The sequence below is a fragment of the Qipengyuania sp. CAU 1752 genome (assembly GCF_054482615.1).
In genome coordinates, this window is sequence record NZ_JBTLRE010000001.1 from 1,833,848 (window position 1) to 1,856,919 (window position 23,072).

Consider the following 23,072-nt stretch of genomic DNA (forward strand, 5'->3'; position numbering starts at 1 on the left):
TTGATCAGATTTTGAATGGCTCGATCCCCCCATTCATCGCGCTGCGCATGGCCAGCTCGTCATCGAATTCGCGGTCATAGCCATCGTCATTGTCGCCGGCGGTCTCGCCTTCGGTCATGCGGACATGGAGAAACGGGACCCAGACATCGCCATATTCGGCCTTCTGGTACCACACGTCGAGGACGTCGTAGCTTGCCCACATCCCGCTTTTTTCACGCAAGCGAAGCCCTTCGCCAATGCGCGGCACTGCAGCAAAGCGCAGGCGCGCTTGCGACTGATGCGTTTCGTTCTGCACTTCGATTTCGATCACAGGCGCTCCCCGAATAGGAGAATGCCTAGCAGCCAATGCTTTCCGATTTACCAACGACGGGGCGCAGTGCGCGCCCGAAGTAGGTTCAGCGCTTCTTGGCGACCTTGATCTTGTTCTGCTTGGCGAAGGTCTTTGTCGATTCCTCGCTCCGCCCCAGCGCCTTGGCGATCTGCTTCAAACCATGCCCCTTGCTGGCGAGCAGGCGCAGTTTGCCTGCTTCCTCACCAGTCCAGGGTTGCTTGTGGCGTTCGAAGTGGTCCTTGCTCATTCGCCACTCGCTGCCGTTTTCTTCGCCGCAGGCTTCTTCTTGGCAGCGGCCTTCTTTTTCGGCGCAGCCTTCTTCTTGGGCGCGGCCTTCTTGCGCTTCTTCTTGGCCGGCCCCTTGGCAGCGCGTGCATCGATCAGTTCGATGGCCTGCGCCTCGGTCACGTCCTCCGGCTTCACATCCTTGGGGATGGTCGCATTGGTGGTGCCGTCGGTGACATAGGGGCCATAGCGGCCCGGCATGACCTTGATCTCGCCGCCGCTGGTCGGGTGTTCGCCCAGCGTCTTGATCGGCTCCGCCTTGCCGCGCCCGCCGCCCTTGCGATCAGCCGCCTGGGCGAGGATATCGACTGCGCGGTTCATGCCGACTTCGAATACCTCGCGGGTGTTGGTCAGCTTGCCGTATTTGCCGTCATGGCGGAGATAGGGGCCATAGCGCCCGATGGCAGCCTCGATCTCCTTGCCCGTCTCCGGATGCGCGCCAACGATGCGCGGAAGGTCGAGCAGCTTGATCGCCCATTCGAGATCGAAATCCTCAAGGTCTTTGGGAATGCTGGCACGTTTGGCTTCCTTGCCCTCGCCCATCTGCACATAGGGGCCGAACCGGCCCGTTTTGCGCTCGATATCGAGGCCCGTTTCAGGGTGCTGGCCGAGCACTGTGTCCTGTGTACCCTCATCGCCATCGGCGCCCGGCTGGGCGAAGCGACGAGTGAACTTGCATTCGGGATAGTTGGCGCAAGCGACGAAAGCACCAAAGCGGCCACCGCGCAGGGCCAGGCGGCCGCCATCGCGCCCTTCCTTGTCGCACAGCGGGCAATAGCGCGGATCGTTGCCATCGGCGCGCTCGGGGAAGAGATAATCGGACAGATATCCGTCCAGCACCTCGGTCACTTCCGAGGGCATTTTCTCCATCACCTCGTCGGCCTTGGGCTTGAAGTCGGCCCAGAATTTGGACAGCAGGTCCTTGTATTCTTCACGCCCGTCGGAAACTGTGTCGAGCTCCTCTTCCATCCCTGCGGTAAACTCGAAAGCCACGTAATTGGGGAAGAACCGTTCAAGGAACGCTGTGAGAAGTCGCCCCGATTCCTCTGCAAAGAAACGGTTTTTCTCCATCCGCACATATTCGCGGTCGCGCAGGGTCTGGATGGTGCTGGCATAGGTCGACGGGCGACCGATCCCCAGTTCCTCCATCCGCTTGACCAGTGATGCCTCGGAAAAGCGCGGCGGCGGCTGGGTGAAGTGCTGGTTGGCCTCGACTGTTCGCTTGGCCGGGACATCGCCCTTGTTGAGGACCGGCAGAAGGCCTTCCTCCTCGTCGTCCTTGTCGTCGCGCCCTTCCTGGTAAACCGCGAAATAGCCGGGGAACTTCACTACCTGCCCGGTGGCGCGAAGTTCGTGCTGCCCGGTCGGGTCGCGCAGGGTAACCGTGGTGCGTTCAAGCTGCGCGGTCGCCATCTGGCTCGCCATCGCGCGCTTGTAGATCAGTCCGTAGAGCTTGGCCTCGTCACCAGAAGCAGCATGGTCGCGAGTGAAGTTGGTCGGCCGGATGGCCTCGTGCGCTTCCTGCGCATTCTTGGCCTTGGTCGAATAGAAGCGCGGCTTTTCGGGCAGGTAGGCGCTGTCGAAGCGCTGGGCGATGGCGTCGCGGCAGGCGTTGATGGCGCTGCCGTCCATCTGCACGCCGTCGGTACGCATATAGGTGATCGCACCCGCCTCGTAGAGAGACTGCGCGAGCCGCATGGTGTGGCTGGCCGAAAAGCCGAGCTTGCGCGCCGCTTCCTGCTGCAGCGTCGAGGTAGTGAACGGCGGCGCGGGATTGCGTTTGAGCGGCTTGGTCTCGATATCCTCGACCGTGAAGCGACCGGCCTCGACCGCGGCCTTGGCCGCCTGAGCGGAGCCTTCATCGCCGAGCGTCATCTTGCCCAGCTTGTTGCCATCGAATTTCACCAGACGCGCGTCGAACTCGGTCCCGTCATGCTGGAGCTTGGCCAGCACCGACCAGTACTCCTCGGCCTTGAAGGCCTCGATCTCGCGTTCACGATCGACGATCAGCCGCAGGGCGACCGACTGCACCCGACCCGCGCTCTTGGCACCGGGCAGCTTGCGCCACAGCACCGGGCTAAGGGTGAAGCCGAACAGATAGTCCAGCGCGCGGCGGGCGAGATAGGCATCGATCAGCGGCTTATCGAGCTCGCGCGGACGCCCCATCGCCTCGGTCACTGCGCTCTTGGTGATGGCGTTAAAGGTGACTCGGTCGACCTTGGCCGGCAGCGCCTTGCGCTTGGCCAGCAATTCCCGAACGTGCCAGGAAATGGCCTCGCCTTCGCGGTCAGGGTCGGTCGCGAGGATCAGGCGGTCGGCCTGCTTGGCCGCGTCGGCGATTTCCTTGAAGCGGCTCTGCTTGTCGCGATACAGCTCCCAGTCCATCGCGAAATCCTCGTCCGGACGCACGCTGCCATCCTTTGGCGGCAAGTCGCGGACATGGCCGTAGGATGCGAGGACCTTGAAGTCCTTGCCCAGGTATTTCTCGATGGTCTTCGCCTTGGCAGGCGATTCGACGATGACAAGTTGCATGAGGTGAAAAGCAGTCCCTTACGTGTGCGTATGCGTATACGCGCGAAAATGGGGTTGGGTTGGGGACAGCGTCAAGCGGGATTGACGTTGAGTGGTATCATTTGAGCGACACCCGCCCCGCCGCATGCCTTTCCAGTCGTCCGCCGATCTCCAGTTCCAGCAGCGCGAGTTGCACCGCTGCGGCGCTCTCGCCTGATTGGCGGATGAGTTCATCGACGGCGACGGGCGCTGTGTTGAGCAGGTCGGCGATGTCGGCAGGATCGGCCTCGGCGAGGTCTTCAGGCACATAGTCGAAATCGGCGGATGCTTCGCGGAAGGTCGAGCGCGGAGTACCGTCGAAGCTGCTGAGCAGTTCGATCACGTCCCCCGGTTCCTGCACTAGCACCGCGCCTTCGCGGATCAGGTGGTTGCAGCCAGCAGAACGGGCATCGAGCGGGGAGCCGGGTATCGCCATCACCTCGCGCCCCGCCTCACCCGCCAGCCGGGCAGTGATCAGGCTGCCGGACTTGACCGCCGCTTCCACCACCAGCGTTCCGCCTGCCAGCCCTGCGATGATGCGATTGCGGCTGGGAAAATGGCTGCCACGCGGCTCGGTTCCGGGTGGCTGTTCGGCCAGCAGCAGACCGTCGCTGGCGATGCGTTCCTGAAGCTCTGCGTGCTGCGGCGGATAGGCGATGTCGATGCCGCTCGCGATTACGCCGATGGTGGCAGGAAAGGCGCCCTCGTGCGCCGCACCGTCAATCCCGCGGGCCAGGCCAGAGACGACTGTGAGCCCTGCCTCCGCCAGCGCTGCGGCAAACTCGCGCGCCAGCTTGACTGCCGCCGCGCTGGAATTGCGTGCACCGACTATGGCGACGCAGGGCTTCGCGGCCAGCGCGAGGTCGCCGCGATAGTTCAGGATCGGCGGGGCGCTTTCCAGTTCGCCTAGCAAGGCAGGGTAATCGGGCTGGTCGTGAAACAGGTAGCGTGCCCCGGCTGCGCGAACCGCCTCGACTTCGCGCTCAATCCCTTCGGAGGGGGCCGGACTGTAGGTGCGTTTCCCGTTCCTGCCGAAATCGGGCAGACCTTCCAGCGCGGCCTCCGCCGTGCCGAACCGGTGAAGCAATTGCGCATAACTTACCGGCCCGATGTGGGGCGATCGCAGCAGTCGAATGCGCGCAAAGGCCTCTGCTTGCGAAAGCGTCGTCTCAGGCATCGTAAGCTTACGTCTTGCTGCCCACTCGCGGTTCTTCACCGCGAAACAACCGCCCGATATTGGCGCGGTGGAGCCAGACGATCAGCGCTGCGATCAATGCCAGCGGGGCAACGAAGGACATCCAGTCGAAATACCATGCCGCGATCGGAGCTGAGATCACCGCTGCAATCCCGGCCAGTGAGCTTATCCGGCTAACTGCTAGGATTGACAGCCACACTATCGCATAAACCGTGCCGAGCGGCCAGGCGATGCCGAAGCAGACACCCGCGGCTGTCGCCACACCTTTGCCGCCCTTGAAGCCGAGCCAGATTGGGAAGCAGTGCCCCAATACCGCGCCCAGTGCCGTCCAGCCGAGATCGTTCTGGAACAATCTCCAAGCCAGCAATACGGGTACAAACCCCTTGAGAAGGTCGAGCAACAGGGTGAGCGCCGCGAGCCCTTTGTTACCCGTGCGAAGCACATTGGTGGCGCCGATATTGCCGCTGCCGATGTTGCGCACATCGTCCATCCCGGCCATCTTCGTCAGCAACAGACCAAACGGGATCGAACCGAATACATAGCCCAGGATAAGAGCCAGCGACGGATCGATATTGTAGTTCATGGATAGCGTCCCTCTCTCGCTTTTCGTCCGCCATCATAGGCAGATCGCTTGCATTCGGGCTACGGAAAAATAAGGAAGGGTTCCCGCCCGCAACAAAGCCGAGCCTTCATGCCGCAATCCGTCGATCCCTCTGCGCCGATCCTGTTGTTCGACACCGGCGTCGGCGGGCTGACGGTGCTCGAGGAACTGCGCAAGGTGCTGCCACAGGCGCCGGTGATCTACGCCGCCGATTACGCCGGCCTGCCCTATGGCACCAAGACCGAGGCCGAGGTCGCCGCGCGGGTATGCGGGCTGCTCGGCCGTATGAGCGAGCGATTCCACCCGCGCGCCATCTGCATTGCCTGCAACACTGCCAGCACCATTGCGCTGGGTATGGTGCGCGACGTGCTCGAAGTGCCGATTATCGGAACGGTCCCGGCGATCAAGCCAGCCGCCGCGCTGAGCAAGTCCGGCGTGATCGGCGTACTGGGAACCGAAGCCACGATCCGCCAGCCCTATGTCGACCGGCTTGAAGCTGAATTCGCGAATGGCAAACGACTGATCCGCCATGCCGGCCCCGGGCTGGTCGACATGGCCGAGGCCAAGTTGCGCGGTCACTGGATCGATCTTGAAAGCCTGCGCGGGGAGGTTTCGGTTCTTCTCGATGCCGCCGAGAACGAGGGGCTGGATACCGTGGTCCTGGCTTGCACCCACTTTCCGCTACTGGAAGATGAGCTGTTGCAATTATTCGGGCCCGACGTGCGTCTGGTGCACGGTGCGGAAGGCATTGCGCGACAGATTGCCACCGTCACCAAGGGGCAGGAATTCAGCCGGGAAGCGCCCGATCGACTGGTGTCGACCGCACCGGATGCCCTCGATCCGGCGCTGCGCAAAGTGCTGGCACGCTATGGGATAGAAAGCCTCGCGGCGTTCTGATGCGAATCGTTCGCAAAGATCGCTGTGGAATCACGTCGAATTCCTGACTATCTGCGAATCTGTGAGCTCATGAATTACGACCAGATCTTCGACCAGGCGATTGACCGGCTTCACGCCGAGGGGCGCTACCGGGTCTTCATCGACATCCTGCGCAACAAGGGTGCCTACCCCAATGCGCGCTGTTTCCATGGTCATAACGGGCCCAAGCCGATCACGGTGTGGTGCTCCAACGACTACCTCGCCATGGGACAGCACCCCAAGGTGATCGAAGCGATGGAAGAGGCGCTGCACGATGTCGGCGCCGGTTCGGGTGGCACCCGCAATATCGGCGGCAATACACATTACCATGTCGAGCTGGAGAACGAGCTGGCCGACCTGCACGGCAAGCCGTCTGCGCTGCTGTTTACCAGCGGCTATGTCTCGAACGATGCGACGCTTTCCACGCTGGCCAAGCTGATGCCGGGCTGCGTGATTTTTTCAGATGAACTCAATCACGCCAGCATGATTGCCGGCATCCGCAATTCGGGCTGCGAGAAGCGGGTCTTCCGCCACAACGATCTTGCGCACCTGGAAGGGCTGCTCGCTGCCGAGGATCCCGAAACGCCCAAGGTCATCGCCTTCGAAAGCGTCTATTCGATGGACGGCGACGTTGCTCCCGTCCACGCGATCTGCGACCTCGCCGAGCAGTATAATGCACTGACTTATATCGACGAGGTTCACGCGGTCGGCATGTACGGCCCCCGCGGCGGCGGCATTTCGGAACGCGACGAGGCCGCACACCGGATCGACATCATCGAGGGCACGATGGGCAAGGCGTTCGGCGTGATGGGTGGCTATATCGCGGCCGACACCAAGATCGTCGACTGCATCCGCTCCTACGCGCCCGGTTTCATCTTCACGACTTCGCTCAGTCCTGCCCTGGTGGCGGGGGTGCTTGCCTCGGTGAAGCACCTCAAGAGTTCGAGCGAGGAACGCGAAGCGCAGCAAGCCAATGCCACCAGGCTCAAGGACATGTTCCGTACCGCTGGGCTGCCGGTGATGGACAGCGTTACACATATCGTCCCGCTGATGGTCGGCGATCCCGTTCGCGCCAAGAAGATCAGCGATATCCTGCTCGCCGAATACGGCGTCTACGTGCAACCCATCAACTTCCCGACCGTGCCGCGCGGGACCGAGCGGCTCCGCTTCACGCCGGGCCCAATGCATACGGCAGGGATGATGGAAGATTTGACGCAGGCACTCGTCGAGATCTGGGATCGGCTTGAACTGGAACTGCGCAAGGCCGCCTGACCGTAGCGTCCTTGGACCTGCCCCTCTGCTGCGCTAGCAAGGGGCAAACCAGGCCAAGGAGTTCCCCATGAGCGGCTCACCCGATCAGACCTACGACGACATCGTCCGCGGACGCAGAAGCATCCGCGGTTTCCTCGACAAACCGGTGCCGAAGGAGTTGATCGAGGAAATCGTGGCCCTCGCCATGCGCGCCCCCTCCTCCTTCAACAACCAGTGCTGGCATTTTCACGTCGTCACCGGCGAACCGCTCGAAGCGATCCGCGAGGGTAATGTCGAGGGTATCCTCGGCGGCGTTCCCGACAGCCGAGAATTTCGCAAGCACGATGTCCAGTCCGGGGTTCACCGCGAGCGCCAGGTCGGCGTGGCCAAGCAATTGTTCGGCGCCATGGGGATCGAGCGCGAGGACAAGGAAGCTCGGCAGGATTGGGTGCTGCGCGGCTTCCGCCAGTTCGATGCCCCGATCAGCATCGTGGTCGCTTATGACCGGGACTTGCTCGGCAGCGATGTCGCACCGTTCGATTGCGGCGCGGCGACCAACGCGTTGGTCAATGCGGCGTGGTCGCGGGGGCTTGGTTGCGTGATCAACTCGCAAGGCATCATGCAATCGCCGGTGGTCCGCAAACATGCCGGCATCCCGGACGACCAAGTCATCCAGATATGCGTCGCGATGGGCTGGCCCGATCCCGATTTTGCCGCCAATTCGGTCTATACCGAGCGCAAGCCAATGGACGACACGGTGCGGTTCGTGGGGTTTGACTGACCCGGTTTCGGGGCGCAGACTACTTCCAAGGTCGCCTAGTGATGGAACGAGGCACCATTGCTCGGGACAAGTCGGCTTGCAGTGGCGATGGAAGGGCGGAAATCAGGGCTCTAGGGCAAATCCTTAGCCCTATGGTAACCATTTCCTGCCTAAGCCTTCGAACCTGCCCAAGGCCGAGTTCGCGACAATGGCCAAATTCGCGAGAGGGGAAAACCGTCACCCATGTCCGTCCGCAGCCTGTTCCAGGGTAAATCTTCCCGAGAAGGCAATGCCGCCTCGTCCCTTGGCGGAGCCGACGTTATAGGCGTGAACGATACCAAACGGCGGTTGGAGGTGCTCGGCGACATCGAGCAAGCGGGTATCGGATGGATCCTTGCCAGCGACTCCGAGGGGCGCCTCATCTATCTCACCGAAGGCGCTTGCGATCAATTGGGGCGCGATCGTGAAGAGCTGCTGGGCAAGCCGTTTGTCGAGCTATTTGAAACTGACCCCGATGATCCCGACGGGGCCTCGCAGCGCCCGCTCAAGTTCCAGATCAACGCTCACAACAAGCTGAACGATCTGACCGTGCGTTTCGCACTTGGGAAATCACCCCACGACGTGAAGCAGATCTGGTGGTCAATTACCGCGCACCCCAAGTTCGACAAGAACGGTGTTTTCTGCGGTTATCGCGGTCACGCCAAGGACATCACCCTCGATTACGAGCGCAAGCTGATCGACACCAAGCTCGCAGAATTTGACTCCCTTACTGGCCTCGCCAACCGGCATTTCATGAACAAGCGGTTGGAAAACATTCTTGCAGCCTACAAAACTGCCAAGCGATCCTGTGCGCTGATGATGCTCGATCTCGACAAGTTCAAGCAGGTCAACGACACGATGGGTCATCCGGCCGGTGATGCCGTGCTAGTCGAGGCCGCCGAACGCTTGCGCTCGATCATCGGAGAGCGCGGCGAAATCGGGCGGCTTGGTGGCGACGAATTCCAGATCATCCTGCCGGACATCGACGACCGCGGTACGCTGGGCGATATCGCCGACAAGATCATCAAGATAGTCTCGCAGCCCTATCCCCTTGAAGATGACAAGCGTGCGATCATCGGCACATCCGTGGGTATTGCCATCGCGCCTTATGACGGGGTCGAGAAGGACGATATCGTCAAGGCATCCGACCTTGCGCTGTATGCTGCCAAGAATGGCGGACGCGGCCAGTTCCGCTTCTATCACGCGGACCTCAAGGACGAAGAGGAAGAGCGGCAGGAACTTCTCGACGACCTTCGCCAGGCCTTGGCCAAGGGCGAACTCGAACTCAATTATCAGCCGGTCGTTCGCGCCGATGACAATACCGTTGTCTGCCTCGAAGCCCTCATGCGCTGGCAGCACGAGGAGCGCGGCATGGTCAGCCCGGGGGTTTTCATCCCCGTGGCCGAGGACACCGATCTCATCAACCAGATGGGCGAATGGGCGCTTCGGCAGGCCTGTGAGGACGCACTGCAATGGCCCTCGACAATCCGCGTGGCAGTCAACGTGTCAGCCACGCAGTTTGCCAACAAGGCCTTTCCCGAGGTTGTCGCCAACGTCTTGGCGCAGAGCGGGATCGATCCCGACCGGCTCGAACTCGAACTGACCGAAAGCGTGTTCCTCGGCGATACTGACGCGACCGAGGAAACATTTGCCACCCTCAAGAAACTGGGCGTCCGGCTGGCACTCGACGATTTCGGGACCGGCTATTCCTCGCTCAGCTATCTGCGCTCCGCACCTTTCGACAAGATCAAGGTCGATCGCAGTTTCGTCGATTCATGCACCGAGCAAGAGAAGAACAGCGCCAAGATCATTGCCGCCATCGTCGGCTTGTCAGACGCGCTGGGCATGGAAACGACCGTCGAAGGCGTCGAGGCGTTCGACCAACTCAAAGTTGTGCGCGAAAAGGGCGCCAAACTGATCCAAGGCTGGCTGTTCGCCAAGGCGATGCCGCAGGTAAGGGTCCTGGCCCGGATCGAATCCGGTGAGTTCAAGATCGAACCCGAAGGTCCCGATACCCACCGGCGCGAACGCCGTAGTGTATTCCGCCGCATCGGTGTCATCCATGAAGACCACCACTATCGCGCTGTGATGCGCGACCTTTCGACAAATGGCGCCCGGATCGAAGGCCTCGTTGGCGTCCCCGAAGGCACCCCGCTGGTGCTCGATATGGGGTCTGGCCAATTGGTCGTGTGCGAAGTGGTGCGGTCGAAAGATGCCATGATTGCGGTCGAATTCGAAACACCGTTAGTGAGTGACGGGGCCGGCGGCCTTGTGACCCGCCACCGCGTTTCGCCCTACGCGTTGGCTGCTGCGGGGATGCCGCTCGCGGCCTTGCCTGACGGGAGCTATCCATTGAAGCAGATGCACGGTTCACCGAGCGGGAAGCCGCAATTCATGGAAGTCCAGGTCGGCCACAGCTGACTCCTGCCGAACAGTCTTCACAGTCCTTGCGTTTTCCATGCGTTGCAGCAGTATGGCGCCCATGGGACAGGATAGCAGAAGTAAGAATGATGTTTCGGCAGATGACACGTACGGGTCGGCCCCTGCGCCAGCGCAGTCGGTCGTCGAAATGATAGAGTCAAATCCGATTGCATCGGTCGTTTCTGATCCGAGCTTGCCAGACAACCCGCTTGTCGCCGTCAACGACGCTTTCATCCAGCTGACGGGTTACTCGCGCGAAGAGTGCCTCGGCCGCAATTGCCGGTTTCTTGCCGGCAAGGGTACCGAACCGTGGCTGACAGAGAAAATCCGCGAAGGCGTGCGCGATCACAAGCCGGTGCTGGTCGAAATACTCAACTACAAGAAGGACGGCACCCCATTCCGCAACGCGGTCCTGGTAGCCCCGATCTACGACGAAGAGAACGAACTGCTCTATTTCCTCGGTAGCCAGGTCGAGGTCGAGGATGACCAACCCAGCATGGGAGTCGCGAGGCGCGAACGTGCTGCCGAGATGATCCGGACGCTGTCACCGCGCCAACTGGAGGTCACGACCATGGTCGCAGCCGGTCTGCGCAACAAGGAAGTGGCCTATCGCCTGGGACTTTCGGAAAAGACCGTGAAGATGCACCGCGGGCTGGTGATGGAAAAGCTGGGCCTGAAAACGAGTGCCGAGCTGGTGCGGCTTGCCGTCGAAGGTGGTCTGTAGTCGGCGCTCTAACCCGATTTCTTGAGCACACTGGCCCAAAGTCCATATTTCACCCTCGGCATCTTCTAGCTTATGAAGCAAGCGCCGGAGACGATCGTTGACAGTTTCCTCCTGTCCCTCCCGGATCGTCAGCGTTTGTCCCGGTACTCTGATGAGCCACGCTTGTAGCGGGCTCTCAAAGGGGATCGTATCACGAAGGCCGCCGCTGATCTTCGCATTCGCGGCGGCCTTTTTCGTTGCGAAAATGACTAGCGCAGGTTCACAACGTTATCGGTCTGGGGCAATTCGCGGTCGCCGCGATACAGGCTCGCCATCGGTTCGTCCTCGACCGTGATCTGCTGCGCGTTGCCGAAACCGTTGAAACCGGTCTTCATCGCCGCGCCGTAAGCACCCAGCATCCCGACCTCGATATAATCGCCCGCCTGGATATCCTCGGGCAGTTCGAACGGCCCTTCCATGTAGTCGGCATCGTCACAGGTCGGACCGTAGAAGGCGAATGCCATTTCCGGCTTGATCAGGTCGTCTTCCAGCGCGCGGACCGGGAATTTCCAGCCGACATGCGCAGCATCATATAGCGCGCCGTAAGCGCCGTCATTGATGTAAAGCTCCTCGCCCCGGCGTTTTTCCACCTGCACCACCAGCGAGGAATATTCCGCGCACAGTGCCCGGCCCGGTTCGCACCATAGCTCAGCATTGTAAGCGATTGGCAGCGCCTCGAAATGCTTGTGGATGATGGCGAAGTAATCTTCCAGCGGGGGCGGCTCCATGCCCGGATAGACGCTGGGGAAACCGCCACCGACATCGATCATGTCGATCACCACCGATGCATCAGCAATTGCGGCGCGCACGCGCTCGATGGCCTGGACATAGGCGAATGGCGTCATCGCCTGACTGCCGACGTGGAAGCATACGCCCAGCCAGTCGCAATGCTGGCGCGCCAGTTGCAGCAGGCCCGGTGCCTCGGTCAGGTCGCAACCGAACTTGCTGGCGAGCGAGAGCTCGGAATAATCAGACGACACGCGGATGCGGACACACAGCTTGAGATCGGTCGCCGGATTGCCCGCCTCGTCGGAACAAGCCTCGACAATCTTTTCCAGTTCCTCAGCCGTATCCAGGCTGAAGGTGCGCACGCCATGCTGGTGATAGGCCTCGGCAATGGCGCGGCGCGTCTTGACCGGATGCATGAAGCAAAGGACCGCCTGCGGCAGTGCATCGCGCACCAGCCGAACCTCGGCAATAGAGGCGACGTCGTAGTGGGTGACGCCACTATCGCTCAGAATTGCCAGCAATTCGGGCGAAGGATTGGCCTTGACCGCATAGAGCACCTTGCCCGGAAACTTCTCGACAAAGAAGCGGGCGGCACGCGCGGCGGCGTGGGGGCGGTTAAGGATTACAGGCTCGTCCGGCGCTAAAGCGCGAACTACAGCCTTGGCATCTGGATAAATCTGCAACTCAAGGGACCCCCAGAAGGTTAGTTCTGAACAAGGCTGCCTTGCGGTTAAGGACCCCCTGGGGCAGCGGAACGCGCGCCCTAGTCGTGGTTATCCTTCGACGCAAGGAAAAATGCCTGTTTGTGCGACCAATGGGTGCGCCCCGTGGCCTGTTCCGAGAAACTGGCAGCAACCTAGCTCAAACGGTCGCGAAAGTCCTCGTAACCGAACGCTTTGACCTGATCCAACTGGTCGGTCTCGCTGTCCCACAGCCAGATGCTGGGCAGCGGGACGCCGTTGAAAGTGTTGGTCTTGACCATCGAGTAATGTGCCTGGTCGAGAAAAGCGATCCGCTGCCCCGGCTCGTTGGGCACCGGCAGGTGGTAATCGCCGATCACGTCGCCGGCGAGACAGGACGGGCCGCCCAGCCGCACAGGAACGCCCTCGCCCGCCTCGTGCAGCATGGCAGGCCGATAGGGCGCTTCGATCACGTCGGGCATGTGGCAGGTGGCCGAGACATCGGTAATCGCGAAAGGCACTTCGTTGACGCCGCTGTCGAGAATGGTGCCGACGAGGATGCCTGCGTCGAGCGCCACCGCTTCGCCCGGCTCGAGATAGATCTCGGCCCCGGTGTCTTCTTTCGCGTCCTTGAGGAACTCGATTAGTTCCTCACGCTGGTAATCGGCGCGGGTGATGTGGTGGCCGCCGCCCATGTTGATCCACTTGAGCTGGCCAAACCACGGCTCGATGGCGTCGAACACCTTGTCCCACGTGCGGCTGAGCGGCTCGAAATCCTGCTCACACAAATTGTGGAAGTGGATGCCCTCGATCCCTTCCATGATTTCGGGCGTCAGCTGGTCGATCGGAAAGCCAAGCCGGCTACCGGGGCTGGAAGGATCGTAGCGCGGCACTTCGCCGGTCGGAACCTGCGGATTTATCCGAAGACCGACCGAGAAATCGCCGCCGGTCAGTTGCGCATGTTCGAGGATCAGCTGCGCCCGCTCGATCTGCTGCGGCGAATTGAAGATGACATGATCGGACATCCGGCAGACCTCTTCCAAGTCCTCCGGCTTGTAGGCGGCGCAATAGGTGCTGATCTCGCCGTCATAATATTCGCTCGCGAGCCGCGCTTCCCACAGGCCCGACGTACACACGCCATCGAGATATTCGCCGATGATCGGCGCAACCGAAAACATGCTGAAGGCCTTGAGCGCCGACAGCATCTTGATCTCCGCCACGTCGCGGATTTCGGCCAGCACCTGCAAGTTGGCGCGCAGCTTGGCAGCATCCACCACGAAAGCAGGGCTGTCGACGCGCGACAGGTCAAAATGAGCGAATGCGCCCGAATCGCCGGCTCTGGTTTCCATCAGAAGTCGACGGGTCCATCCAGTTCCTTCACCTGCCACGGCAGGCCGTGCTCGTTCAGCATCTCCATGAAGGGATCAGGGTCCATTTCTTCCATGTTGAAGACGCCGTCGCCTTCCCACTTGCCGGTTACGACCATGGCGCTGCCGATCATCGCGGGGACGCCGGTGGTGTAGCTGACGGCCTGGTTGCCGGTTTCCTCGTAAGCCGCTTCGTGGCTGCAGATGTTGTTGATGTAGAAAGTTTTCTCGCCTGATCCGTCGAGCGCTTCGCCAGTGGCGATGACGCCGATATTGGTGTTGCCCTTGGTCGTCTCGCCCAGCGATTCCGGCTTGGGCAGGACAGCGGCGAGGAATTGCAGCGGGATGATTTCCTTGCCCTGGTACTTGATCGGGTCGATCCGCGTCATGCCGACATTCTGTAGCACGGTCAGGTGCTTGATGTACTCGTCGCCAAAGGTCATCCAGAAGCGCGCGCGTTCGAGTTCAGGATTGAACCGGGCGAGGCTTTCAAGCTCCTCATGATACATCATGTAGGCGTTCTTCTCGCCCACGCCTTCGAAATCGAAAGTGATTTTCTTGCCCATCGCCGGGGTCTCGACGAATTCGCCGTTTTCCAAGTGGCGCGCGGGCGCAGTCACTTCGCGGATGTTGATTTCGGGATTGAAATTGGTGGCGAAAGCCTGCCCGTGATCGCCGCCATTGCAGTCGAGAATGTCGAGTTGCCGGATGGACTTGAGCTTGTGTTTCTTGAGCCACATGGTGAAGACGCTGGTGACACCGGGATCGAAGCCTGATCCCAGCAAAGCCATCAGGCCGGCGTCCTTGAAGCGGTCGTGATAGGCCCACTGCCACTTGTATTCGAACTTGGCCTCGTCCTTGGGCTCGTAATTGGCGGTATCGAGATAGTCGACACCCGCCTCCAGGCACGCATCCATGATCGGCAGATCCTGATACGGCAGCGCAAGGTTGACCACGAGGCTGGGTTGCACCTTGCGGATGAGGTTGACCATCGCCGGAACTTCCTCGGCGTCGATCTCGTAGGTGCTGATATCCACCCCGGTGCGCTCTTTCACGCTGGCGGCGATGGCATCGCATTTGGACTTGGTGCGGCTGGCGAGATGGATATCGGCGAAGATACCGTCATTCATCGCCATCTTGTGGACGCAAACCGAACTGACGCCGCCGGCTCCGATCACGAGGACTGTGGACATGGCTGAAACTGCTCCTGAAACGAATCTTGTTGGCGCATTAGTCCAATGCGTCGCCGGCGTAAAATGATCCGCCCTTTCCTACCCGCGATTGGCGGGTATAGGCGGTTGGCATGATCCGCAAACCTGCCTCGCTTAACCTACGCGATTCCTTGCCCAGGACCGTGTTCCATGTGTTCCATCGTGTTGGATTTGCCATATGACAGCAGACCGGATGCCGAACCGCGAAGGCGTGCTGGAAGCGGCGAAAAAGATTGCCGGCATCCTGCCCCCTACCCCGCTTTTGCCGGTTGAGATCGGTGAGGTTCGCTGCTGGGTGAAGGCCGAGAACCTGCAGCCGATTGGTGCGTTCAAGATCCGCGGTGGCTGGCACCGGCTGACAGCGCTGGACGACGAGGAAAAAACGCGCGGCGTGATCGCGGTGTCCTCTGGCAACCATGCGCAAGGTGTTGCCTGGGCAGCGCGTCGGCTCGGCATTGCCGCGACCATCGTGATGCCGCGCGATGCGCCGCAGGTGAAGCTTGACGCTACAAGGGCGCTGGGCGCGGAGATCGTGCTCTATGATCGCCCCGGAGAGGACCGCGACGCGGTGGCCGCCAAGCTTGTCGAGGAGCGCGGAGGAACGCTGGTCCACGCATTTGGTGACCCCTGGGTGATCGAGGGCCAGGGCAGCGCCGGGATCGAGATCGCAGCACAACTGGGCCGCACGCCCTCGCGCATCCTCGCCTGCTGCGGCGGTGGCGGACTTGCTGCAGGGCTCGCCCTCGCCTGCCCCGACAGCGAAATCGTGCCGGTCGAGCCGGAAGGCTGGGACATGGTCGGACAGGCAATCGCGAAGGGCGAGATCGTCCAGGCCGGGTCCGACGCACCGGCGACGATTTGCGATGCACTGCAACCGACCGCGACCAAGCCGATCAATCTCGCGGTCCTTCAGGGCCGTTCGCAACCGGGTGTCTCCGTCACCGACGACGAGGTGCGCGCCGCGCAGATTTTCGCGTTCTCGCAATTGCGTCTCGTGGTCGAACCCGGCGGCGCGGCGGCGCTGGCAGCGGCTCTGGCCGGCAAGGTAACCCTCGACGCCGATACCGTGATCATGATCACCGGCGGCAACACCGATCCGGCGCGCTTTGCGCAACTGCTGACAAGCGACGCTGGCGGGTTTGACAATCCCCCCGGTGCTCGCCACCAGTAAGGCAATTCAGGGAGGGGATATCCATGCAAGCGCAGATACTCGCGCCCGCCGCCGTTCTGGTGCTGTGGTCCATCGTGATGTTGTTCTGGATGGCCGGAACGCGCCTGCCAGCCTTGTCACGCATGTCTGGCGGACTTGGCGATGCCAAGCCGGGTGGGCGCGGCCAGGATTTGGAAGGCGTGCTGCCGGACAGGATCAACTGGAAAGCCCACAACCATTCGCACCTGATGGAACAGCCGACGATCTTCTACGCGGCCGTTGTCATCCTCGCCATCATGGGAGCAGGCCAATGGGACGTCGTGCTGGCCTGGGCCTATGTCGCCCTGCGCATCGTGCATTCGGTCTATCAGGCCACCGTCAATGTGGTTAAAATTCGCTTCCTTCTTTTCCTGCTCGCATCGCTGGCACTGACAGCGCTCGCGATTCGCGCGGCTATGGCCACGCTATTCCATGATCCGGGAGTTCTCGCATGATCGAATCCACCATTCTTCAACCGGTTGTCGCGCTGGCGGCTTGGACCATGGTGATGTGGCTGTGGATGTACATCACGCGCATTCCCGCGATGAACAAGGCCAAGATCGACGTACAGCGCCTGGTCAATGATCCGGATGCATCGCTGGACCGGACACTGCCCGCCAGCGTCCAATGGAAAGCCCACAATTACAATCATCTGCACGAACAACCTACGGTGTTCTATGCCATTGCCATCACGCTCGCCCTGCTCGGACAGGGCGAGGGTACCAATGCACTACTGGCGTGGATGTATGTCGGTCTGCGGGTCATCCACTCGCTGGTTCAGGCAACCGCCAATGTGGTAATGGTGCGGTTCGTGCTGTTCGCGCTGTCGAGCCTGATCCTGATCTCGCTGATCTTCCACGCCACCATCACGGTGTTCGACATCCACCTGTAGGCGGAATATCCGAGGCGGCGGATTACTCTGCCGCTTCGGCTTCCTCCTCGGCAAAGTCGAGCGTGGCGAGGAAGCGTTCGGCATCGAGGGCGGCCATGCAGCCCATCCCGGCCGCGGTGACGGCCTGTCGGTAGGTGTGATCGGTCACGTCACCGGCGGCGAACACACCGGGCACTTCGGTCTTGGGTGAGCCGGGCTCGGTGAGCAGATAACCGCCGTCGTCCATCGGCAGCTTGCCCTTGAACAATTCGGTCGCCGGCGCATGGCCGATCGCCACGAACGCGCCTTCGGTCGCAAATGTCGAGGTTTCGCCGGTTTGTGTGTCCTTGAGGATGAGATGCCCCAACGATCCGTCATCACCGGCTTCGAAGCTCTCCACCGTCTTGTTCCACAAGGTTGATATCTTGGGATGTTTGAACAGGCGTTCCTGCAGGATCTTTTCCGACCGCAATTCGTCACGGCGATGGATCAGGGTCACGTCGTCGGAATGGTTGGTGAGGTAGAGCGCTTCTTCAACTGCGGTATTGCCGCCGCCGATGACCGCTACCTTGCGCCCGCGATAAAAGAATCCGTCACAGGTCGCACAGGCGGATACGCCCTTGCCGCCAAGCTCCTGTTCGCCCGGCACGCCAAGCCACTTGGCCTGAGCGCCGGTGGCGATGACCAGCACGTCACCGATATACTCGTCGCCACTGTCGCCCACTGCGCGGAAAGGCGTTCCGCCGGAAATGTCGACATCGACGATGGTGTCCCACATCACCCGCGTGCCGACATGCTCGGCCTGCTTCTGCATCTGCTCCATCAACCACGGACCCTGGATGACATCGGCGAAACCGGGATAGTTCTCGACATCGGTGGTGATGGTCAGCTGGCCACCCGGCTGCAGGCCCTGCACCATGATTGGTTCCATCATCGCCCGCGCACCATAAATGGCCGCGGAATAGCCGGCGGGGCCGGAGCCGATGATGAGCATCTTGGTGCGATGGGTAGCCATGAATTCCTGTCCTGTATCTCGGCGGATTTGAAAGTCCGCCCGGTCGACCGCCTCTTTGCGCGGGCGGGTAGCCTCGGTCCAGCCGATCTGGTTACGTTTCCACCAGATGCAAGCGCAACGCCTCGCGCTGCGCCGCGTCGACACCCAGCGCCTGTTCGAGAAACGCCTCAACCGATCCATACTGCTCGAACAGCGCTTGGCGATAGGCGTTCAGATAGCGCGCGTCGACGCCCATCACCACCCGCACGGTTTCGTCGTCAACTGCGCCGTAACGTGCACGAATGGTTGGTGCACTTTGAGCGATGCGGGCTTCCTGGTCGCCGACCGAGTTCGTCAGGAGGAAATCCTCCATCGCATCGTCTGGATGGACTCCCAGCGCATGATGCAGCAAATCGACGGCCATACCCGTGCGATCTTTGCCAGCGTGGCAGTGGACCAGGCTCGCGCCTTCGCCCGCGGCAAGCGCTTCGAAATAACGGCGGATGATCCACAGCAGGTTCCTGCGTTCCGGAAGCGCCGAATACAGTCGCTCCATCGCCCGGCGCGCATCCTCCGCGTTCATCGTCCCTTCGATTGCCTCCATATGTGGTCCGAGACCGGCAGTCTCGCCATCGAAATGGAGCAATTCGCCTGCAAAACTGGAAGGCAAGGTTATCGGGTGGCTCGAACGCTCGCCATTTCCCCGCAGGTCAATGACATGGGCGAGAGACAGCGTGTCGATACGCTCGAGGTCCGCCTGACTTGCCTCGGCATGATGCCCCGACCGCCACAGGAGTCCCATCTTGACCCGACCGCCAGCAGAGGTCGGATAACCGCCATAGTCACGGAAATTGTGGACGTGGGTAAGAGGTAAGACGCGATTGTTGCTCATGACGCTCCTTGGCATGCTGAATTCGTCCCGCACGAGGATTTCGCCACACCAAGTGCGGCAGCGAGTGGGCTCGACCGAGCCCCGGCCGCCCCCCGGTTCAGCTACCCCTGAGGTCTTCGATGAAGCTTTTGGTCCAATTCTGCACGGTATCCGTCCTGACCGTCTCGATCATGCCATCATATCGCCGCTTGCGCTCTTCGAGCGGCATGTCGAGGGCGGACTTGATGGCAAAGCTGAGATCGTCAGGACTGTGGGGATTGACGAGGATAGCCTCGGTGAGCTGCTGCGCTGCGCCGGCGAAGCGTGACAGGATCAGCACCCCGGGATCATCGGGATCCTGTGCGGCGAGATATTCCTTTGCCACCAGGTTCATGCCATCGCGCAAAGGCGTGACCAGCCCGATCTTGGACGCGCGGAAAAAACCGAAAAGTTCGGCGTGGCTGTATCCGCGATTGACGTAGCGAATAGGGACGATGTCGACTTCACTGCGGGCGCCGTTGATCTGCCCGGTCTTTTGTTCGAGCACGGTGCGAATATGCTGGTAGCTTTGCACGTCCTCGCGGCTGGGCGGTGCGATCTGGATATAGACGAGATCGCGCACCCGTTCGGGGTTCTGGTCGAAGAACCGGCTAATCCCGTCGACCCGTTCAGGCAGGCCTTTCGAATAATCGAGCCGGTCGACTCCAATCATGGCTGTACGGTAGCGCGACGAGGCCAGTAATTTCTGCCCCGCCTGACGCGCTTCGCCAGTATCGCCCTGGGCCTGGAAGTGGTCCCAATCAATCCCGATCGGATAGGCTTTTGCCAGCACCGTCCGCCCATCATAGGTGACCTTGCCAGTCGTCTCGTCAACTTCGGCGCCCAATTCCTTGCTGCAGTAATGCAGAAAGCTCTCAAGCCACTCCTCGGTCTGGAAACCGACCACGTCATAATACAACATGGTACGCACCAGCCGCTCGTGGAACGGCAACGATACGAACAGCCTCGTCGGCGGCCAGGGAATATGAAGAAAGAACCCGATACGGTTTTTGAGCCCACGCGAACGCAGACGTTGTCCCAGCGGGATCAAATGGTAATCGTGAACCCAAACGAGGTCTTCTTCCTCGATAAGTGGCTGGACGCACTCGGCAAACCGCTCGTTGACCCGTTCGTAGCCCTTGCCTGTCTCGCGTTCATATTCAGTTAGGTCGATGCGATAGTGGAACAGCGGCCACAGCGTGGAATTGGCGTAGCCGTTGTAATACTCTTCGACATCGCGCTGCGAGAGGTCGATGGTGGCGGTGGTAACTCCTTCATGGCGCTGTAGATTGATATTGCCGGTCCGGTCTTCGCTTTCCTGGCCTGACCAGCCGAACCAGATCCCGCCAAATTTCTTGAGTGCCGAGTTGAGCGCTCCTGCAAGCCCGCCCTGTGCACCAGCAGCACCGCGCGCCTTGGGCACCGCAACACGGTTGGATATGACGATCAGTCGGCTCAACGCACCTCACTCCATGGCTTTGACAGAAGTCCCGCACAATTGATGATCCCTACCAGCGAGTAGGTTTGAGGGAAATTCCCCCACAGCTCTCCTGTCTCCCAGTCGAGATCCTCGCTTAACATACCCGATCCGGTGGTGTGACCAAGCATGGTGGTGAAAAGCCCCCGTGCCTCTTCGCTTCGTCCGGCGACATGAAGAGCCTCGATCAGCCAAAACGTGCATACGTTAAAAGCTGTCTCCGGCGCGCCGAAATCGTCCTCCGCGGCATAGCGCAGCATATGCTCGCCGCGGCGCAATTCCTTCTCGATCGCGGCGAATGTCGCCTGAAACCGGGGATCGTCAGGTTTCAGGAACCGCAGATCGATCATCTGCAAAAGGCTGGCATCTAGATAATCGGTCTCAAAGCTCGCCTTGTAATGCCCGCTGGTGCCGTTCTCTTCGACCCAAGCATCCTTCTCTATGCGGGCGCGGATTGCATCGGCACGTTCGCGCCAGACCTTGGCGCGATCAGGTTTGCCCAGCCGCTCTGCCGTATTCGCCAGCCGATCACAGGCGGCCCAGCTCATCACGGCGGAGTAGGTATGCACCTCCTGCCGGGTGCGAAACTCCCACAGGCCGGCATCGGGCTGGTCGTGCATCTTCCAAGCCATCTCGCCAACTTCTTCGAGACTTTCGAAATCACGGTCGTTGGCGATCCGCAGCAACCGGCGGTCGATGAACCCCTGGATGGTTGGCAGGACGATCTGGCCATAGGCATCGTGCTGAACCTGCTTGTAGGCGGCATTGCCGACCCGGACCGGGCCCATTCCCCGGTAGCCAGCAAGAGATTTAGCCGTCGTTTCGTCGAGTTCGCTCTCGCCCATTACCGAGTAGAGCGGCTGGATCTGGCCGCCCTTTGCCCCGTCGACGATGTTGCGCAAATAGCCGAGGTATTTCTCCATCACGTCGAGCGCGCCGAGCCGGTTGAGCGCTTGCACGGTGTAGTAGGAATCGCGGATCCAACAGTAGCGATAGTCCCAGTTCCGCTCCGAATTCGGCGCCTCGGGGATGGACGTGGTGAGCGCTGCGACGATGGCGCCTGTTTCCTCATGCTGACACAGCTTCAATGTGATGGCACAGCGGATGACCTCGTCCTGCCATTCAAATGGCGTAGCGAGCCCGCGCACCCAGGCCTGCCAGTAACTGCGCGTTGATTGCTCCATCCTGCGAATTTCCTCGCGCAGGTTACCGATGAAAGGCTCATCTGGACCAAGGAAGAAATGCAGATCCTCCTCGACGCGGAATGATCGCTGCTCGAGCACGTAGCCTACCGGGGCATCAGTGCTGAGCCGCAGGGCCTGCCTCCCGACCAGGTAACGGACGTGATTGGTTCCATTGGTGGTCTCAACCGTCTGCGCCCCGTAGTTCTTGAGCGGTTTGAGCCGGACCTTGATACGCGGATGTCCTGCGATCGGTCGCACGATCCGCCCGAAGGCCACCGGACGATACATCCGCCCCTTTCCTTCGAACCGAGGGCAGAAATCGAGCACTTCGGCGACGCTTCCGTCTTCGGCCGTGAGCGTGGTGATGAGAATCGGAGTATTGCGAATGTATTCCTGGCTCGCCGAAACCTGGCCTTCCAATTCGAACCGCCAGACACCTTCATCGTGTTCATCGCCATTGAGAAGCGAACAGAAAACCGGATCGCCATCCACGCGAGGCACGCATCCCCATACCAGCGCACCCGTGCGATCGATGAGTCCGCTTACCTGACAATTGCCTACCGGCCAGAGTTCGAGATTGGCGGCTAGAGTTTCAGCCATTCGTAAACGTCTTTCACAGTTGGAAGGTGGTAGCTTGCGTTGGTGAAGGGTCTTTCTCCAACAGCGATTCCGAAGCCGCCATGTTCCCTCGCGGCGGCCATCCCGTCTTCGTCGGTTACGTCGTCGCCCAGGAATACCGGAACGCTGCCGGTGAAGGTCGGCTTTGCCATGAGCATTCGGACCGCCCCGCCCTTGTCGGCGCCCGGCCAGACGAGCTCCGCAACAGACTTGCCCCGCTTGACCGCCAGCCCGTGTTTCTCGCCGACCTGCTCGGCAAAAGCCAGCACCTTGTCCTTCATTGCCGGATCGGAACGGTAGTGCAGCGCTCCGCCATGCGTCTTGCGCTCGTAGAGGAGCCCTTTTTCCTGCGCGAAACCGGCGAGGGTCGCTATCGCGTCATCGGGCAGCGGCTTGGCCTCACGCAGAACATCGTGATCGGGACCTTCGATATGAGCACCGTGCGAACCTGCACGAAACGTCGCGCTCAGGCCCAGAAAACGGTGTAGATTGTCGAGGCTACGTCCTGTTACTACCGCGACGCGACCATCAAAGCGGTCGGCCAGCGTTTCAAGCCGCCGACCGAGCGATCCCGGGGTTTCAATCGCATCAGGACCATCAGCGATTTCGACCAGCGTGCCATCGAAATCGAGAAACAGCGCTGGCCTTTCGATTTCGTCCATCGGCGGGGGCGGCGGAAGGTTGCTGCGTTGCAACATACTTTCACGCATAGCGACTGCAGCCCAGCGTGC

21 protein-coding genes are annotated in these 23,072 nt (G+C 61.0%); 8 read left to right on the forward strand and 13 right to left on the reverse strand.

Annotated elements, in window-relative coordinates:
- Nucleotides 1-4 precede the first annotated feature (4 nt).
- From ACXYL9_RS08960 to plsY, 5 genes are all read right to left on the reverse strand, one after another.
- Nucleotides 5-310, reverse strand: a complete 306-nt coding sequence (locus tag ACXYL9_RS08960) for a hypothetical protein (protein ID WP_459039233.1) — start codon at nucleotides 308-310, stop codon at nucleotides 5-7.
- An 85-nt stretch (nucleotides 311-395) separates the two neighbouring features.
- A complete protein-coding gene (locus ACXYL9_RS08965; RefSeq protein ID WP_459039234.1) occupies nucleotides 396-578 on the reverse strand; it encodes a hypothetical protein in 183 nt (60 codons plus the stop codon).
- Nucleotides 575-3,148 carry a type I DNA topoisomerase gene (gene topA, locus ACXYL9_RS08970; protein WP_459039235.1) on the reverse strand — a complete coding sequence of 858 codons (2,574 nt, stop codon included), beginning with the start codon at nucleotides 3,146-3,148 and terminating at the stop codon, nucleotides 575-577. Before topA ends, ACXYL9_RS08965 begins: the two co-directional genes overlap by 4 nt.
- A gap of 97 nt (nucleotides 3,149-3,245) precedes the next feature.
- A complete protein-coding gene (gene dprA, locus ACXYL9_RS08975; RefSeq protein ID WP_459039236.1) occupies nucleotides 3,246-4,343 on the reverse strand; it encodes a DNA-processing protein DprA in 1,098 nt (365 codons plus the stop codon).
- Between the two features lie 7 nt (nucleotides 4,344-4,350).
- Nucleotides 4,351-4,944 (reverse strand): glycerol-3-phosphate 1-O-acyltransferase PlsY, encoded by a 594-nt coding sequence (gene plsY / locus ACXYL9_RS08980; RefSeq protein WP_459039237.1) that lies wholly within the window; start codon nucleotides 4,942-4,944, stop codon nucleotides 4,351-4,353.
- 108 nt (nucleotides 4,945-5,052) lie between these two features.
- Here plsY and murI point away from each other — a divergent pair, with 108 nt between their 5' ends.
- The 5 genes from murI (at nucleotide 5,053) to ACXYL9_RS09005 (ending at nucleotide 11,072) form a co-directional block, all read left to right on the forward strand.
- Nucleotides 5,053-5,859 (forward strand): glutamate racemase, encoded by an 807-nt coding sequence (murI, locus tag ACXYL9_RS08985; protein WP_459039238.1) that lies wholly within the window; start codon nucleotides 5,053-5,055, stop codon nucleotides 5,857-5,859.
- Nucleotides 5,860-5,928: 69 nt separating this feature from the next.
- Nucleotides 5,929-7,149, forward strand: coding sequence for a 5-aminolevulinate synthase (hemA, locus tag ACXYL9_RS08990; RefSeq protein ID WP_459039239.1), 1,221 nt, complete (start codon nucleotides 5,929-5,931; stop codon nucleotides 7,147-7,149).
- Between the two features lie 67 nt (nucleotides 7,150-7,216).
- The gene (locus tag ACXYL9_RS08995) at nucleotides 7,217-7,909 is read left to right on the forward strand and encodes a nitroreductase family protein (RefSeq protein ID WP_459039240.1); all 693 of its coding nucleotides are present in this window, start codon (nucleotides 7,217-7,219) and stop codon (nucleotides 7,907-7,909) included.
- A gap of 306 nt (nucleotides 7,910-8,215) precedes the next feature.
- Nucleotides 8,216-10,348 carry an EAL domain-containing protein gene (locus ACXYL9_RS09000; protein WP_459039241.1) on the forward strand — a complete coding sequence of 711 codons (2,133 nt, stop codon included), beginning with the start codon at nucleotides 8,216-8,218 and terminating at the stop codon, nucleotides 10,346-10,348.
- A 61-nt stretch (nucleotides 10,349-10,409) separates the two neighbouring features.
- Complete coding sequence (locus tag ACXYL9_RS09005; protein ID WP_459039242.1) at nucleotides 10,410-11,072, forward strand: LuxR C-terminal-related transcriptional regulator; 663 nt, start codon at nucleotides 10,410-10,412, stop codon at nucleotides 11,070-11,072.
- A 248-nt stretch (nucleotides 11,073-11,320) separates the two neighbouring features.
- On the opposite strand, the gene ACXYL9_RS09010 is transcribed toward ACXYL9_RS09005, so the two are convergent.
- The 3 genes from ACXYL9_RS09010 to ACXYL9_RS09020 all read right to left on the reverse strand — a co-directional run bounded on the left by ACXYL9_RS09010 (nucleotide 11,321) and on the right by ACXYL9_RS09020 (nucleotide 15,080).
- Nucleotides 11,321-12,523 carry a type III PLP-dependent enzyme gene (locus tag ACXYL9_RS09010; protein WP_459039243.1) on the reverse strand — a complete coding sequence of 401 codons (1,203 nt, stop codon included), beginning with the start codon at nucleotides 12,521-12,523 and terminating at the stop codon, nucleotides 11,321-11,323.
- Between the two features lie 173 nt (nucleotides 12,524-12,696).
- On the reverse strand, nucleotides 12,697-13,869 hold the full coding sequence (locus tag ACXYL9_RS09015; RefSeq protein WP_459039244.1) for a carboxynorspermidine decarboxylase: 1,173 nt from the start codon (nucleotides 13,867-13,869) through the stop codon (nucleotides 12,697-12,699).
- On the reverse strand, nucleotides 13,869-15,080 hold the full coding sequence (locus ACXYL9_RS09020; RefSeq protein ID WP_459039245.1) for a saccharopine dehydrogenase family protein: 1,212 nt from the start codon (nucleotides 15,078-15,080) through the stop codon (nucleotides 13,869-13,871). The genes ACXYL9_RS09015 and ACXYL9_RS09020 overlap by 1 nt, the downstream gene beginning before the upstream one ends.
- 196 nt (nucleotides 15,081-15,276) lie before the next feature.
- On the opposite strand from ACXYL9_RS09020, the gene ACXYL9_RS09025 reads away from it, so the two are divergent.
- The 3 genes from ACXYL9_RS09025 to ACXYL9_RS09035 are packed head-to-tail and all read left to right on the forward strand — an operon-like array spanning nucleotide 15,277 to nucleotide 17,179.
- Nucleotides 15,277-16,269, forward strand: coding sequence for a threonine ammonia-lyase (locus ACXYL9_RS09025; RefSeq protein WP_459039246.1), 993 nt, complete (start codon nucleotides 15,277-15,279; stop codon nucleotides 16,267-16,269).
- Between the two features lie 23 nt (nucleotides 16,270-16,292).
- The gene (locus ACXYL9_RS09030; protein ID WP_459039247.1) at nucleotides 16,293-16,742 is read left to right on the forward strand and encodes an MAPEG family protein; all 450 of its coding nucleotides are present in this window, start codon (nucleotides 16,293-16,295) and stop codon (nucleotides 16,740-16,742) included.
- Nucleotides 16,739-17,179 carry an MAPEG family protein gene (locus tag ACXYL9_RS09035; protein WP_459039248.1) on the forward strand — a complete coding sequence of 147 codons (441 nt, stop codon included), beginning with the start codon at nucleotides 16,739-16,741 and terminating at the stop codon, nucleotides 17,177-17,179. The genes ACXYL9_RS09030 and ACXYL9_RS09035 overlap by 4 nt, the downstream gene beginning before the upstream one ends.
- A gap of 22 nt (nucleotides 17,180-17,201) precedes the next feature.
- On the opposite strand, the gene trxB is transcribed toward ACXYL9_RS09035, so the two are convergent.
- The 5 genes from trxB to otsB all read right to left on the reverse strand — a co-directional run bounded on the left by trxB (nucleotide 17,202) and on the right by otsB (nucleotide 23,051).
- Nucleotides 17,202-18,173: a thioredoxin-disulfide reductase gene (trxB, locus tag ACXYL9_RS09040; protein WP_459039249.1), complete on the reverse strand. Its 972-nt coding sequence runs from the start codon at nucleotides 18,171-18,173 to the stop codon at nucleotides 17,202-17,204.
- A gap of 91 nt (nucleotides 18,174-18,264) precedes the next feature.
- Entirely contained in the window at nucleotides 18,265-19,044 is a 780-nt protein-coding gene (locus ACXYL9_RS09045) for a tyrosine-protein phosphatase (protein WP_459039250.1), read from the reverse strand.
- Nucleotides 19,045-19,141: 97 nt separating this feature from the next.
- Nucleotides 19,142-20,521 (reverse strand): alpha,alpha-trehalose-phosphate synthase (UDP-forming), encoded by a 1,380-nt coding sequence (locus ACXYL9_RS09050; RefSeq protein ID WP_459039251.1) that lies wholly within the window; start codon nucleotides 20,519-20,521, stop codon nucleotides 19,142-19,144.
- Nucleotides 20,518-22,323 carry a glycoside hydrolase family 15 protein gene (locus ACXYL9_RS09055; protein WP_459039252.1) on the reverse strand — a complete coding sequence of 602 codons (1,806 nt, stop codon included), beginning with the start codon at nucleotides 22,321-22,323 and terminating at the stop codon, nucleotides 20,518-20,520. The genes ACXYL9_RS09050 and ACXYL9_RS09055 overlap by 4 nt, the downstream gene beginning before the upstream one ends.
- Nucleotides 22,308-23,051 carry a trehalose-phosphatase gene (otsB, locus tag ACXYL9_RS09060; RefSeq protein ID WP_459039253.1) on the reverse strand — a complete coding sequence of 248 codons (744 nt, stop codon included), beginning with the start codon at nucleotides 23,049-23,051 and terminating at the stop codon, nucleotides 22,308-22,310. Before otsB ends, ACXYL9_RS09055 begins: the two co-directional genes overlap by 16 nt.
- Nucleotides 23,052-23,072 lie beyond the last annotated feature (21 nt).

What these genes read in the sequence shown, in the direction of transcription:
- ACXYL9_RS08965 (WP_459039234.1), bottom strand. Translation starts at nt 578, where the DNA reads ATGAGCAAGGACCACTTCGAACGCCACAAGCAACCCTGGACTGGTGAG.
- topA (WP_459039235.1), bottom strand. Translation starts at nt 3,148, where the DNA reads ATGCAACTTGTCATCGTCGAATCGCCTGCCAAGGCGAAGACCATCGAG.
- dprA (WP_459039236.1), bottom strand. Translation starts at nt 4,343, where the DNA reads ATGCCTGAGACGACGCTTTCGCAAGCAGAGGCCTTTGCGCGCATTCGA.
- plsY (WP_459039237.1), bottom strand. Translation starts at nt 4,944, where the DNA reads ATGAACTACAATATCGATCCGTCGCTGGCTCTTATCCTGGGCTATGTA.
- murI (WP_459039238.1), top strand. Translation starts at nt 5,053, where the DNA reads ATGCCGCAATCCGTCGATCCCTCTGCGCCGATCCTGTTGTTCGACACC.
- hemA (WP_459039239.1), top strand. Translation starts at nt 5,929, where the DNA reads ATGAATTACGACCAGATCTTCGACCAGGCGATTGACCGGCTTCACGCC.
- ACXYL9_RS08995 (WP_459039240.1), top strand. Translation starts at nt 7,217, where the DNA reads ATGAGCGGCTCACCCGATCAGACCTACGACGACATCGTCCGCGGACGC.
- ACXYL9_RS09005 (WP_459039242.1), top strand. Translation starts at nt 10,410, where the DNA reads ATGGGACAGGATAGCAGAAGTAAGAATGATGTTTCGGCAGATGACACG.
- ACXYL9_RS09015 (WP_459039244.1), bottom strand. Translation starts at nt 13,869, where the DNA reads ATGGAAACCAGAGCCGGCGATTCGGGCGCATTCGCTCATTTTGACCTG.
- ACXYL9_RS09020 (WP_459039245.1), bottom strand. Translation starts at nt 15,080, where the DNA reads ATGTCCACAGTCCTCGTGATCGGAGCCGGCGGCGTCAGTTCGGTTTGC.
- ACXYL9_RS09025 (WP_459039246.1), top strand. Translation starts at nt 15,277, where the DNA reads ATGACAGCAGACCGGATGCCGAACCGCGAAGGCGTGCTGGAAGCGGCG.
- ACXYL9_RS09030 (WP_459039247.1), top strand. Translation starts at nt 16,293, where the DNA reads ATGCAAGCGCAGATACTCGCGCCCGCCGCCGTTCTGGTGCTGTGGTCC.
- ACXYL9_RS09035 (WP_459039248.1), top strand. Translation starts at nt 16,739, where the DNA reads ATGATCGAATCCACCATTCTTCAACCGGTTGTCGCGCTGGCGGCTTGG.
- trxB (WP_459039249.1), bottom strand. Translation starts at nt 18,173, where the DNA reads ATGGCTACCCATCGCACCAAGATGCTCATCATCGGCTCCGGCCCCGCC.
- ACXYL9_RS09045 (WP_459039250.1), bottom strand. Translation starts at nt 19,044, where the DNA reads ATGAGCAACAATCGCGTCTTACCTCTTACCCACGTCCACAATTTCCGT.
- ACXYL9_RS09055 (WP_459039252.1), bottom strand. Translation starts at nt 22,323, where the DNA reads ATGGCTGAAACTCTAGCCGCCAATCTCGAACTCTGGCCGGTAGGCAAT.
- otsB (WP_459039253.1), bottom strand. Translation starts at nt 23,051, where the DNA reads ATGCGTGAAAGTATGTTGCAACGCAGCAACCTTCCGCCGCCCCCGCCG.